16 protein-coding genes and 1 tRNA gene are annotated in these 13,150 nt (G+C 38.4%); 6 read left to right on the forward strand and 11 right to left on the reverse strand.

Annotated features, from left to right (window positions below; translation table 11 throughout):
* Positions 1–33: 33 nt before the first annotated feature.
* The 9 genes from OOZ15_RS13165 to OOZ15_RS13205 all read right to left on the reverse strand — a co-directional run bounded on the left by OOZ15_RS13165 (position 34) and on the right by OOZ15_RS13205 (position 6,586).
* The gene (locus tag OOZ15_RS13165) at positions 34–288 is read right to left on the reverse strand and encodes a hypothetical protein (protein WP_265956886.1); all 255 of its coding nucleotides are present in this window, start codon (positions 286–288) and stop codon (positions 34–36) included.
* A gap of 179 nt (positions 289–467) precedes the next feature.
* Entirely contained in the window at positions 468–1,118 is a 651-nt protein-coding gene (gene pdxH / locus OOZ15_RS13170) for a pyridoxamine 5'-phosphate oxidase (RefSeq protein ID WP_265956887.1), read from the reverse strand.
* Positions 1,119–1,214: 96 nt separating this feature from the next.
* Positions 1,215–2,129, reverse strand: coding sequence for a ribonuclease Z (locus tag OOZ15_RS13175; protein ID WP_265956888.1), 915 nt, complete (start codon positions 2,127–2,129; stop codon positions 1,215–1,217).
* Between the two features lie 41 nt (positions 2,130–2,170).
* On the reverse strand, positions 2,171–2,503 hold the full coding sequence (locus tag OOZ15_RS13180; protein ID WP_265956889.1) for a ribonuclease Z: 333 nt from the start codon (positions 2,501–2,503) through the stop codon (positions 2,171–2,173).
* A gap of 4 nt (positions 2,504–2,507) precedes the next feature.
* The gene (locus OOZ15_RS13185; RefSeq protein WP_265956890.1) at positions 2,508–3,437 is read right to left on the reverse strand and encodes an aspartate carbamoyltransferase catalytic subunit; all 930 of its coding nucleotides are present in this window, start codon (positions 3,435–3,437) and stop codon (positions 2,508–2,510) included.
* Positions 3,438–3,449: 12 nt separating this feature from the next.
* Positions 3,450–3,989: a bifunctional pyr operon transcriptional regulator/uracil phosphoribosyltransferase PyrR gene (pyrR, locus tag OOZ15_RS13190; RefSeq protein ID WP_265956891.1), complete on the reverse strand. Its 540-nt coding sequence runs from the start codon at positions 3,987–3,989 to the stop codon at positions 3,450–3,452.
* Between the two features lie 237 nt (positions 3,990–4,226).
* Positions 4,227–5,537 carry a UDP-N-acetylglucosamine 1-carboxyvinyltransferase gene (murA, locus tag OOZ15_RS13195; protein WP_265956892.1) on the reverse strand — a complete coding sequence of 437 codons (1,311 nt, stop codon included), beginning with the start codon at positions 5,535–5,537 and terminating at the stop codon, positions 4,227–4,229.
* Positions 5,538–5,555: 18 nt separating this feature from the next.
* Complete coding sequence (locus tag OOZ15_RS13200; RefSeq protein ID WP_265956893.1) at positions 5,556–6,197, reverse strand: DUF4290 domain-containing protein; 642 nt, start codon at positions 6,195–6,197, stop codon at positions 5,556–5,558.
* A gap of 95 nt (positions 6,198–6,292) precedes the next feature.
* A complete protein-coding gene (locus OOZ15_RS13205; RefSeq protein ID WP_265956894.1) occupies positions 6,293–6,586 on the reverse strand; it encodes a DUF493 family protein in 294 nt (97 codons plus the stop codon).
* Positions 6,587–6,685: 99 nt separating this feature from the next.
* Here OOZ15_RS13205 and OOZ15_RS13210 point away from each other — a divergent pair, with 99 nt between their 5' ends.
* The 5 genes from OOZ15_RS13210 (at position 6,686) to OOZ15_RS13230 (ending at position 11,443) form a co-directional block, all read left to right on the forward strand.
* Positions 6,686–7,222 (forward strand): AAA family ATPase, encoded by a 537-nt coding sequence (locus tag OOZ15_RS13210; RefSeq protein ID WP_265956895.1) that lies wholly within the window; start codon positions 6,686–6,688, stop codon positions 7,220–7,222.
* A 47-nt stretch (positions 7,223–7,269) separates the two neighbouring features.
* Positions 7,270–9,177 (forward strand): RecQ family ATP-dependent DNA helicase, encoded by a 1,908-nt coding sequence (locus tag OOZ15_RS13215; RefSeq protein WP_265956896.1) that lies wholly within the window; start codon positions 7,270–7,272, stop codon positions 9,175–9,177.
* 152 nt (positions 9,178–9,329) lie between these two features.
* Entirely contained in the window at positions 9,330–10,283 is a 954-nt protein-coding gene (gene fmt, locus OOZ15_RS13220; protein ID WP_265956897.1) for a methionyl-tRNA formyltransferase, read from the forward strand.
* Positions 10,284–10,467: 184 nt separating this feature from the next.
* Entirely contained in the window at positions 10,468–10,740 is a 273-nt protein-coding gene (locus OOZ15_RS13225) for an HU family DNA-binding protein (protein WP_265956898.1), read from the forward strand.
* Between the two features lie 142 nt (positions 10,741–10,882).
* Positions 10,883–11,443, forward strand: coding sequence for a YqgE/AlgH family protein (locus OOZ15_RS13230; RefSeq protein ID WP_265956899.1), 561 nt, complete (start codon positions 10,883–10,885; stop codon positions 11,441–11,443).
* On the opposite strand, the gene OOZ15_RS13235 is transcribed toward OOZ15_RS13230, so the two are convergent.
* Entirely contained in the window at positions 11,435–12,280 is an 846-nt protein-coding gene (locus OOZ15_RS13235; RefSeq protein WP_265956900.1) for an aminotransferase class IV, read from the reverse strand. The two genes, OOZ15_RS13230 and OOZ15_RS13235, sit on opposite strands and share 9 nt — an antisense overlap.
* A 54-nt stretch (positions 12,281–12,334) precedes the next feature.
* Positions 12,335–12,718 (reverse strand): START-like domain-containing protein, encoded by a 384-nt coding sequence (locus OOZ15_RS13240; protein WP_265956901.1) that lies wholly within the window; start codon positions 12,716–12,718, stop codon positions 12,335–12,337.
* A gap of 188 nt (positions 12,719–12,906) precedes the next feature.
* Here OOZ15_RS13240 and OOZ15_RS13245 point away from each other — a divergent pair.
* Positions 12,907–12,980, forward strand: a tRNA-Met gene (locus tag OOZ15_RS13245).
* The last annotated feature ends 170 nt before the right edge of the window (positions 12,981–13,150 follow it).

Genomic DNA, 13,150 nt, shown 5'->3' on the forward strand with positions numbered 1-13,150 from the left:
TCGGCGTTATCAAATTCTACCCTGTACTATCTATCATCTAAAAATCCCCAACTGATTATCTAAACCTATCCCTTTAAAAATCAAGATTAACCCTCCTCCTATAAGTAGGATTATGATTCCCCATGTATATACTTGATATCTCCACGAATACCTTTCCCACCAATGGCACTTCATCTTGTTTACCTTAAAAGCATTTCCGCTTTTCAATTTAAAGAATAAATAAAGAATCCCTAATACCAAAACTATTGCTCCAGTAATAAGTGGGTGTTCTTCTGTAAAATAATCCATCTTATTCTTGACTATAAATATTCTTATTGTATTTCATAACACACTAATGCACTAGTTCTCTTAGCATATTCGGCACGAGCCAAGAGGCTTGTGCTAGCGGAGCATCAACTCAAAAACAAACTTTTCCAAAGTTCAAAACTTTGGAAAAGCTATTGCTTCTGATTTTATACGCTACGAACTTAAGGCGAAAGCCTTTCCCGCCTCCAATCATGTCCGTCACGGGTATAACGGATCCTGTCATGGAGCCGGTTCGGACGTCCTTGCCAAAACTCTATTGATATTGGTGCAATGTTATAGCCACCCCAGTACTTCGGACGGGGTACATCTTTGTCTTTATAAGCGGTTTCAAGCTTGCCTAGTTCTTTTTCCAAGACCTCTCTGGAGCTTATCACTTCACTTTGTTGGGAAGCTACAGCTCCTAACTGACTTCCTTTCGGACGAGAGGCAAAATAGGTGTCTGATAGGCTTTCCTCTACTTTTTCGGCCTTGCCCTTGATAATAACTTGCCGCTCTAGTGCCGGCCAGAAGAAAGAGGCACAAATATTGGGGTTTGCCACCAGAGCTTTTCCTTTTTCGCTGTTATAATTCGTATAAAAAACAAAGCCTTCCGCAGTAAATCGCTTTAAAAGCACCACACGGTTCTTCGGAAAGCCATCCAGACCAATGGTCGAAATGGTCATGGTATTGGCTTCATCCTCTCCTCCGCTCGTTTCTACTTCGTCGAACCACTGCTGGAACAATGGTATGGGATTGTCGGGAATATTGGTTTCTATAAGTTCACTTTTTTCGTAAACTTTCCTGTAATTGCTAAGGTCTTTTTCGTTTTCCATGACAATAATTTTCCTTATTGCAATTTACGGGTTGCCCATGAAATAATGAATTTTTTGGGGTTGAGTTTTTTAGTATTCTTAAACCTGACAGGTTTCTCAAAAAACAAACTCCTTACCGTCTTCAGCCAGTTCGACTTGCTCAAAAACTTCCCTTGCCTCTTCTTGAAATGCTTTCAAACCATTGTATCGGGTAGAATAATGCCCCAAGATCAAGTGTTTCACACCGGCTTTCTTAGCTATTGTTGCGGCTTGTTTGGCGGTGGAATGTCCTGTTTCGGTGGCCAGTTTTTTATGTTGGTCTAAAAAAGTGGATTCGTGGTAAAGTACATCTGCGTTTTGAATCAGCGGGATAATACTTTCCTGATATGAAGTATCGCTACAAAAAGCATAGGATTTTGGCGGGGGCGGATCGAAAGTCAGTTTTTCATTGGGAATCAACTCCCCACTTTCCGAAGTGACATCCTTTCCTTTTTTGATGATATTGTAGTAGGACTTATCAATATCGTAGTCCAATACCGTATTGATATTCAGTTTTCGGTCACCCAATTTTTCCTTGAACAGGAAGCCATTAGTATAGACACGGTGTTGTAAAGGGATTGTGTGTACTTCGACCTTGTCATCTTCAAAAATCAATTCTGAAGTATCTGATGTAAGTTCGTGAAAAACCAGCGGATAATTGGTCCACGCACTGCCTACTTTCAGCATCAACACCACCGCATCTTTTATTCCTTTCGGACCGTAAATATGCAATGGGGCTTCCCTGCCTAGCAATCGAAAAGTAGACACCAGGCCCGGCAAACCAAAAAAATGATCACCGTGCAGATGGGAGATAAAAACATGTTTGATGCGTGAGAATTTTATTTTCTGCTTGCGCAATTGCACCTGCGTCCCTTCCCCACAATCGATCAAAAACAAATGATTTTTTATTTCCAGAACCTGCGCTGTAGGATTAGTATTAGTTCTGGGGGTTGCACTATAACAACCTAAAATATGGAGTTTAAGGCCGTTCATCGTGTCTGTATGGTATTTTTATGCGTCAAATAAAGGAATTATTAAAAGTCAAGATCGCGTTCAATATCTTCCATTTCGATAATATCATAAGCTTCTTTCAGGGTCGGCGCCACGGTAAGTTTTTCATGCACATCATTTAAATTTACACTAGCTGTAACGATCACGAACGATTTTCTCTTGGCCTTATGATCTCGGGAGACCTCAAAAAACTCCATCAAGTCATCGGTTTTAAGCTTGCTCAACGACAACAGGTTTAATATCAAATGATCATTTTTTACTTTTTCGTAAGAAGATCTCAAATTGCTCACATATGTATTCAAGGATACATCTTCTTGTGTCAAGATCGTTATGTTTTCTTGTTTATCGATTAACATAATGCTATTGTTTGATTTTAGAGGCCAGTAAATAAATTACTGCCATTCTGATGGCTACGCCATTCTCTACCTGATTCAGGATGATAGCCTGTTTAGAATCGGCCACATCACTGGTAATCTCTACCCCTCGATTGATGGGGCCAGGGTGCATGATCACGATCTCCTTATCCAAGGAATCCAACAAGACCTTGTTCACGCCAAATTGCTGGGTATATTCCCTTGTTGATGGGAAATAGCTGATATCCATGCGTTCGTTTTGCACGCGCAACATATTGGCCACATCACACCATTCCAATGCTTTTCGCAGGTTGGTTTCTACTCCAACCCCAAGGGATTCGATATATTTCGGAATCAAAGTTTTTGGTCCGCATACTTTTACCTTGGCACCCTGTAGTTGTAGCGCAAAAATATTGGAAAGTGCCACCCTTGAGTGTAAAATATCGCCTACGATCACCACATTCTTTCCTGAAACATCACCCAGTTTTTCCCTTATGGAATAGGTATCCAACAAAGCTTGTGTGGGGTGTTCATGAGCTCCATCACCCGCATTTATAATACTTGCATTCACGTGTTTTGACAAAAAGACGCCTGCTCCGGGATTGGGATGTCTCATCACCACCATGTCTACTTTCATCGACAGGATATTATTTACGGTATCGATAAGCGTTTCCCCTTTTTTAACTGAAGATTGTCCGGCTGAAAAGTTGACCACATCTGCGGATAAGCGTTTTTCAGCCAACTCAAACGATAGTTTTGTACGCGTACTGTTTTCAAAAAATAAATTAGCTATTGTAATATCCCTAAGCGAAGGTACTTTTTTGATCGGTCTGTTGATCACTTCTTTAAAATGATCGGTCGTTTCGAATATCAACTGAATATCTTCTGCCTTCAGATATTTAATTCCCAGTAAGTGGTTTACACTTAGTTCGCTCATTGTTTATAGCTATTATTTACTTATCAAATATATTTTATCCTCTCCGTCATTTTCCTTCCACATCACTTTCACTTTTTCTTGATTGATAGCATCGACCTGCCGCCCTCTGTAATCTGGTTGTATAGGAAGGTTCCTACTGAAGCGTCTGTCTATCAGGGTGAGTAATTCAATTTCATTAGGTCTTCCAAAAGACTGAATGGCCGTAAGTGCGGCACGGATACTCCTCCCGGTATATAACACATCATCGATAAAAACCACGTTCTTCCCTTCTACCAGAAAATCGATTTTGGTTTTATTGGCTTCCAAGATTTTCTCTCCCCTACGGAAGTCATCCCTATAAAAAGTGATGTCCAGATATCCCAGTTTTATGTCTTTAACTTTATATTCTTCTTTGAGTAGTTTTTTTAGGCGTTCTGCCACGAAAATCCCCCTTGGCTGAATCCCAATTAGGACAGTATTTTTAAAATCCAAGTGATTTTCAATGAGTTGACAAGCCAATCGGTGAAGTATGATGTTGATTTCTTTAGCGGAAAGCAAGACTTTTTGACTCATATTTTTATTAGAAATATACGATTTGTAAAATTACATATTTTTATGGAGAAATGTCGTATATGGATTTAGATAAATTTTTGAGGATAAAAAAGGGAAGGTTTATTCAAATAATTATTTACTGTCAGTTCGAGCGCAGTCGAGAACTACATAATCACAAGAAACCAAAAGGTTTCGACTGCGCTCAACCTGACAAAACTCAGTTTTTATTACTTTAGAAGACCCTCTTTGCTCTTAAAATCAATCCAACCTTACGATCTTGGCTCCGATGGCGTTCAACCTACCATCAATGTTTTGATAACCACGGTCTATCTGTTCGATATTGTGGATGGTGGATGTGCCTTTAGCTGACAATGCAGCAATCAACAGAGAGACACCTGCACGAATATCAGGAGAAGTCATGGTGGTCGCTTTTAAAGTCGATTTAAAATCATGTCCGATTACAGTAGCTCTATGCGGATCGCATAAAATTATTTTTGCCCCCATATCGATAAGTTTATCGACAAAGAAAAGACGGCTTTCAAACATCTTTTGATGAACCAAAACACTTCCTCTGGCCTGTGTAGCTACTGTGAGTATGATACTCAATAAATCGGGTGTAAAACCAGGCCAAGGCGCATCTGAAATGGTTAAAACCGAACCATCTATAAAACTCTGCACCTCGTAACCCTCTGTATGTTCAGGGATAAAAATATTATCCTCTTGTTTTTCTACGGTAATTCCCAATTTTCTAAAAACATTGGGGATTTGCCCCAGGTAATCCCAGCTTACATTTTTTATGGTCAATTCGCTTCTGGTCATAGCTGCCATCCCGATCCAGCTTCCGATCTCGATCATATCCGGTAAAACGGTATGTTCTGTACCTCCAAGATGACTTACTCCTTCTATGGTGAGTAAATTAGATCCTACTCCGCTTATCTTCGCTCCCATTCTGTTCAGCATAGAGCACAATTGTTGCAAATAGGGTTCGCAAGCAGCATTGTATATGGTTGTAGTTCCTTCAGCAAGCACAGCTGCCATCACAATATTGGCAGTCCCCGTTACCGATGCTTCATCCAAAAGCATATAGGTTCCTTTTAGTTTTTTGGCTTCTACACCATAAAAATATTCTTCGCGATTATATCTGAATTTGGCACCCAATTTTATAAAACCTTCAAAATGGGTATCCAATCTCCTACGTCCAATTTTATCACCTCCGGGTTTTGGGATATAGCCTTTCCCGAAACGCGCCAACAACGGACCAACAATCATAATCGATCCCCGTAATCCGCGTCCGTCTTGTTTGAACTGTTCCAACTGTAGATAGTCCAAGTTAAGATCATCCGCTTTGAAGGTATAAGAAGCTGTTCCTACTTTTTGGATGGTAACACCCAGGTTTTCGAGCAGGTCGATCAATTTATTGACATCAATAATATTCGGAATGTTGTGTATGGTCACCTTTTCGTCCGTTAGCAAAACGGCACAAAGTATCTGGAGTGTCTCATTTTTTGCACCCTGCGGAAGAATTTCCCCTTTTAACTGAGTTCCTCCTTCAATTTTAAATGTTCCCATGAAAAAATCTAGTAAGCGTTAGTAACGTTTTTTACTTCTTCCTTTGCTGTGGTGCTTTCTTGAACTGGTATTTCGAGTTTTACTGCTTTTGTTTCTTACCAAGTTCTTGCTCTCCGCCAAGTCTTCGTCCCATTTGGCCAAGTTGATCTTTCCATCACTCAACTCGAATAAATGTTTAAAGATAACCTCGTCTTCCACAGTATCTTTGTTCCAGTTAAGGTAACATTTTTTCATGTGGTTAGCGATAGTGAATTTAAGTGCGTCTTTTAGGTCACCCTCTTCCCAACTCACACACACATCGATCATTCGTTTGATATTGTTTCCGTAGAACCTGTATTTTGGGTGGTTTTGCGGATATTCCAAACGCTCGGGGCGTTCTTCCAACATTTCCCGTGTCGGTTTTGGGAACGGAGAATCTACATCGAGCTTGAAGTCAGAAATAATAAACAGTTGATCCCACAACTTGTGCTGAAAGTCAGGAACATCCCGTAAATGCGGATTCAAATTTCCCATTACGGCAATAATAGCTTGTGCCACTTTATTGCGTTCTTCCTTATCTTCAATAGCCGTGGCGTAATCTATCATTTTTTGTATGTGACGCCCATATTCAGGAATAATTAGCTTGGGACGTTCGCTGTTGTACTCTAAGTTTTCGATCAAAATAAAATGAAATTATTTAATGAAGTTCGTTTCTGTGTATTGCATTATGCTTTACTGCTTGCAAAATAATAAATTTTACATTGCTTCAAAGGAATTTACAAGGAAATAACGTCTTCTACCACACTTACTTCCTTATATTTGTCTATAACGGCATCCGGATTTTCCATATTCACCTCTACAGACACACTGGTATATTTTCCGTTTGACGATTGTTTTGTTTTTATACAAGCTGCATTATCCTCAAAAATCGATTCTATTTTTTCAATTTTTTCTTCTACGGTAGGGACAATAAATTTATATAGATATGTAGATGGCCATTCCGTACTTTCTTCCAACTGTTCTTTCAAACGTATGTAAAATGCCTCTATTTCTTTTTCATCTTTTGCCATAACAATCTTAAGCTTGTCTTTTTTGCAAAGATAGGTTTTACAAATCAATTTTTTAATTCCATTATCATTTAGTTATTTTGCCTTTTCCAGAGTAATAAAATGAAGACAAACAAAAAAATTGTAATTACCGGTGCTCCAGGTACGGGGAAAACTTCGGTTATCAATGCACTTAAAAATAAGAATTATAAGTGTCTCCCTGAAATTTCAAGACAAATAACCCTAGAGGCCAGGGAAAATGGCATTGAACAACTTTTTTTAACTGATCCTTTGTTATTTAGCAGAAAATTGCTGGAAGGCCGTATCAAACAATACAAAGAAGCCGAACTTCTCGAAGGAACCGTTTTTCTGGACAGAGGCATTCCCGATGTGATTGCTTATATGGATTATGCTAAAGATGACTATCCGCAATACTTTAATGATGCCTGCAAAAAATACCACTATAAACAGGTTTTTTTATTACCGTCATGGGAAGATATCTATACTTCCGATAATGAACGCTATGAAAATTATGAGGAAGCGGAACAAATCCACCACTACTTGAAAGCCGCCTATGAAAACTGTGGCTACGATCTTATTGAAGTACCAAAAGATACTGTAGAAAACAGGGTGGAATTCATTCTCAACCAGCTTGATTAACTTTTACTTATTTTTATATTAGTCGTTTATAACTTAAACCATAATCCATGAAACTGAAGAAAAATCCTCATGACATTTTACAAGAATACTGGGGGTTCTCTTCGTTCATTCATCCTCAGGAGTCTATAATCAACAGCATTCTTGACAAGAAAGACGCTTTGATACTGCTCCCTACGGGTGGAGGAAAATCTGTTTGCTATCAGGTTCCAGCATTGATCAACGACGGTATTTGTATTGTTGTTTCACCTTTGATAGCGCTTATTAAAGATCAGGTAAACACCCTAAAAGATAAAGGTATAAAAGCCATAGGCCTGACCAGTAGCTTGAAATTTGACGATGTAGACGCTCTTTTAGACAACTGCATTTATGGCAACTACAAGTTTCTGTACCTCTCGCCTGAGCGTTTACAGCAAGATTTGGTTCAGCAGCGCATCCGAAATATGAATGTAAACCTTATCGCGATCGATGAAGCACATTGTATTTCACAATGGGGAAATGACTTTAGACCTGCCTATCGAAATTGCGTTATTTTGAAAGAATTCTTTCCCGACGTTCCTATGGTGGCCTTAACAGCTTCCGCCACGCGAGTGGTCGCTTCTGATATTGTTGAAAACCTTCAGCTCAACGAACCTGCTATCATAAAAAAGACCTTCAAAAGGAACAATCTCTCTTATCAGGTTTTTGAAACTGAAGACAAGAACTACGAACTCGAAAAATTATTGAAAGAGAACACAGGCAGCGCCATTGTGTATGTGAGAAGCCGAAAAGCTACCATTGAAACCAGTGGTTTCCTCAATAAAAAAGGTATTAGTGCCGATTTTTTCCACGGAGGAATATCCAACAACGATAAAGACAAAAAACTCGCCGCTTGGCTCAATAACCAAACTAGGGTAATGGTAGCTACCAATGCCTTCGGGATGGGAATCGATAAAGCTGATGTGCAAACGATCGTGCATTTGAATTTCCCCGAATCCTTGGAAAGTTATTATCAAGAAGCCGGACGGGCCGGAAGAAATGGCGACAAGGCTTATGCCGTTATTTTAAAGAGTGGCCATGATGAAGGTCGGTTGAAGAATCAGTTTGTAAAGACCCTTCCCGATGTCAATTTTATAAAACTGCTTTACAACAAACTGAACAATTATTTTCAAATTTCCTATGGCGAGGGCGTGCAAGAAACCTTCCCTTTGAATTTCAATCATTTTTGTCAGACCTATGATTTACCGGCTATGCTGACCTACAATGGTTTGCGTGTGTTGGATAGGTATTCTGTAATCGCCCTTAATGAAACTTATTATAAAAAAATGAATATTCAGTTTACCACAACCAACAATCAATTGTTCTACTATATGGATCAGCATCCTTCAGTAGAAAATATAGTGCAAAGCATTTTGAGAACCTACGGAAGTGTTTTTGATATGCCGACGACCATCAACACCCTGTTGATCTCCAAAAAATCCAAAACCTTTGAACAGAAAGTATTGGATGTCTTACAGCAACTTCAAAAAGATGAGATCATCGATTATGAAGCGACAGATACCGATACCTTAATTACTTTCCTGACCCCAAGGGAAGACGACAAAACCATCAATGTGATCGCAAAACCGATTGAGCAACAAAACGAACTCAAAATAAAGCGGGTTGAGGCGGTTATAAATTACACCAATAATGATACTGTTTGTAAAAGCATCCAATTGCTTCGTTATTTTGACGAAGAGGAAAAAGAGCCCTGTGGTATTTGCTCTGTTTGTGCAAAAAATGAAAATGATATTTCCGGAGATGTTTTATCCATTATAAAAGAAGAAATCATAAAAAGTTTGAAAAAGCAGTGCATGACTTCAAGGGAACTTGTGGAAAACATCACATTTAAGGAACCTTATATTTTAGATGCGCTAAAAGATCTGTTGGATGATGAGATTTTATCTATCAATTCAAAGAATCAGTATTGTATTAATTAAAATTTCAAAGGACAAATTCCAAGCACCAAGTAACAACAAAAATAAGAAGCTGACTCCTCCCTTCGGATTAAGGAAGCCGCTTTATTGCCAATTCTTCTGTGAAAATTGATGTACTTTTGACATATTATATAATACTGAGTGAATAAATAACCATGAAAAAAGAATTGCGAATCGTTTTTATGGGAACACCCGACTTTGCGGTGGAAACCCTGAAACATATCATAGATAACCAATATAAAATAGTAGGTGTCATCACGGCACCGGACAGACCTGCGGGACGCGGACGGAAATTACAGCAATCGGCTGTGAAGAAGTTTGCCCTGGAAAACGATCTCACCGTACTACAACCTACCAACCTTAAAGACGAAGGTTTTTTAAAGGAACTAAAAGAGCTCAATGCCAATTTACAAGTTGTTGTCGCCTTCAGAATGTTGCCTAAAGTGGTTTGGGGCATGCCGGAATACGGTACTTTCAACCTACATGCTTCCCTCCTGCCCGATTATCGCGGAGCGGCACCTATCAATTGGGCAATTATAAACGGAGAAAAGAAAACCGGGACGACCACTTTTTTTATTGATGAAAAAATAGACACCGGAGCTATCATCCTGCAAGAAGAAACTCCTATTGACGATGATGAGACCGCCGGTGACCTTCACGACCAATTGATGACAAGTGGCGCAGCATTGGTTATAAAAACATTACAACAAATAGAAAGCGGCACTATAGAAACGCAGCTTCAACCACAATCAGCAGAATTAAAAACTGCATACAAGCTCAACAAAGAGAACACCAGGATAGATTGGAATTCCCCTACGGAAACCATATACAATCTCATCCGGGGGCTTAGCCCTTATCCTACTGCATGGAGTTTGCTTAAAAATGGAACTCAAGACCCCATAAATGTCAAAATTTATGAGGTAGAGAAAGACATTCAATCACACAACGATGTACCTGGAACAATTTCCGTTGAAAAAAATGTAGTCTATATAGCTACAAAAGATGGTTATATTACACTGAAAGAGATACAATTACCCGGAAAACGGAAAATGATCATCAAGGACATTTTAAACGGTTATACATTTGAAAAAAATGCTAAGATGCTCTAAGCCCGCGTTATCATTAAGGTTTCACAATGCCGATAAAAACCTAACTGTTATTAACAATATGAGTAAGTTATTAACAAAATCCCTGATTTCCGTTGATATTACTTGCATGGGAAGTAAATCCGTATAATTTTGTGATGCAAATAAAATAAATGTTTAACCGTATATTCATTTAAATCTTTAAATTATGAACAAAACAGAATTAATTGATGCAATGGCTGCTGATGCAGGAATCACAAAAGCAGCAGCAAAAAAGGCATTAGAATCTTTTTTAGGAAGCGTTGAAGGAACCCTTAAAAAAGGAGGTCGAGTTTCTTTAGTAGGTTTCGGTTCTTGGTCAGTTTCTAGAAGATCTGCAAGAGAAGGTAGAAATCCTCAAACTGGAAAAACTATCAAAATCGCTGCTAAAAATGTAGTTAAATTTAAAGCAGGTGCTGAATTAGCAGGTGCTGTTAATTAATGCAAATTAATCAAACTAACTTCAATATAGTGAACGAAAAGCGCCTTTAGGGGCGCTTTTTTAGTCTATAAGCCTAAAAAAACAGACAATTTATTTGACTATAAGCTATTTTTTTATAGATTTAAGATAAAAATGACAGCTTATGGTTGCTTCAACTCCAAAGAAAGGCCATTTGCTAATTGCCGAACCTTCAATAATTGGCGATGTAGCTTTCAATAGGTCAGTAGTCCTGCTCGCTGAGCACAATAATGAGGGGTCTATTGGTTTTATATTGAACAAGCCCTTGAAATTCAGGCTTAATGATCTTGTTCCGGAAATAAAAAAGTCGCTTAAAGTTTATAACGGTGGCCCTGTAGAACAAGACAATCTATATTTTATCCACAAAATTCCGCATTTAATTTCCAACAGTATTGAGATTTCCAATGGTATTTATTGGGGTGGGGATTTTGAGACCATCGTCGATCTTATCAATCAAGGGGATATAAAAAATTCTGATATTAAATTCTTTTTAGGATATTCCGGTTGGGACACCATGCAATTGGAAAAAGAATTGACGAGCAATTCGTGGGTGGTTTCAGAAAATAAATACAAAAGTAATATCATCAAAAAACCGCCCATGCATTTTTGGAAAGAAAAAATGTTGGAACTGGGAGGCGATTATCTGCTTTGGTCCAATGCTCCCGAAAATCCGGGGCTAAATTAAACGTGCTTTTGCATTTAATTTTCCCAGCAATTGCCTTGCAACAGTATTCCCGTATTCTTTTTTCCTGTATTTTGTTATTGAAGTAATTCCTGAAATCACATTGGTGAGAAACAATTCATCTGCTTTTTGAAGCTCAAAAGGGGAAATAACCGCTTCTGAAAATTCTAATTCTTCCGTTTTTTTAAGGATTTCTATAAGCTGTTTTCTTAAAATCCCATTCAAACATCCTTCCGTAACAGGTGGTGTTTTTATCGTGTCTCCTTTGACCAAAAATAAATTTCCATTGGTAGCTTCTATCACATTTTTCTTTTCATTGAGAAGCAAACAATTGTCATATCCATTCTCTTCAGCAAAAACACCAGCGATGACATTCAGTATTTTATTATTTGATTTCAATGTAGACAACAAACCTGAATTTACGTAGTGGTCTTTATACAATTCCACTTCATAATCAGTTTCAGTCAGTGTGTAAAACGGACTTTCAAGTATTTTGGTTTCAATAATATAAGACACCTTTTTGTTCGTAGGCGTGTATAGCCCTCCGGCTTCCCTAAAAACTGTTAGTCTGATACGGACTGCCTGATCTTGCCAACCATTTTCGGTAATGGTTTTTTGAATTTCCCCTTGAAGGAATTCCATCGTAAAATCCATCGGTATCTCCATTCTCAAGATACGCATAGAAGCCATTAAACGAAGGTAATGAGACTCCCAGAAAAATATTTTGGAGTTGACGACCCTTATCGTTTCAAACAGCGCATCCCCATATCGCAGGCCTCTGTTTTGCTCATTCAAAAAAGGTGTTCCGTCTTTCAGTATCTTGCCGTTAAAATTAACCATAAAAAAAGCCTTGATAAATCAAGGCACAAATATACTTTTTAAGATTAAAGATTCCTAGGTGGATCCCAATACTTGTTTTAGATCAGATATTTGATTTTCCCACAGCATCTTCGATTCATCCATTTCGTCTTCATCGGTAAAGTCGGTAATCATCAAGGAAACATCCTTAGTTATTTCATCGACAACAATTTTTATTTCAAAAAAGGTGTCTTCTTCGCTTTCCAGCCATCTAAACTTAACCAATTCTCCGCTTTTTTTCCGTACCAGTTTAGCTTGTTCTTCAGCGCCATCCCAAATAAAGGTAAAAAGTTCTCCTCTGGAATTAACGTTGTCTGCAAACCATTCTGATAAACCTGAAGGCGTTGAGATGTATTGATATAAAAGTTGTGGTGATGAATGTATGGGGAATTCTAATTCATATTTAACTTTCTCTTCCATATAAAAATCTTTATTTTATCAAGTGACAATATAATTATTTCTGATTAACTGACTTAACTTTTGTATAAAAATATTTTATGTCTTTGGTTTGATTAAGATGAATTTGTTTCTATATTTGCACCCGCCTACGCAAAATACATTTTGCTCCGGCGGGAAATCCCGCTAAAATAGGCGTTACATAAAGAAATGGCGAGGTAGCTCAGGTGGTTAGAGCGTCGGATTCATAACCCGGAGGTCTCGGGTTCAAGTCCCGATCTCGCTACAAAAAATCCCTCAATAGCAGTCCAATGTTTTGAGGGATTTGTCATTTTATGCAACCCTTGAAGGGTTCGGAACGGATCAAGCACAATTGTTGTGTTTATGCAAAAATTGTTGTTAATCTATACAGGAAGAACTCTACATTTTTCACTCCTCTAAACTGTGCTCTAAAGG

Origin of the sequence: Galbibacter kalidii (genome assembly GCF_026241135.1) — a bacterium.
Taxonomy (GTDB): Bacteria; Bacteroidota; Bacteroidia; order Flavobacteriales; family Flavobacteriaceae; genus Galbibacter.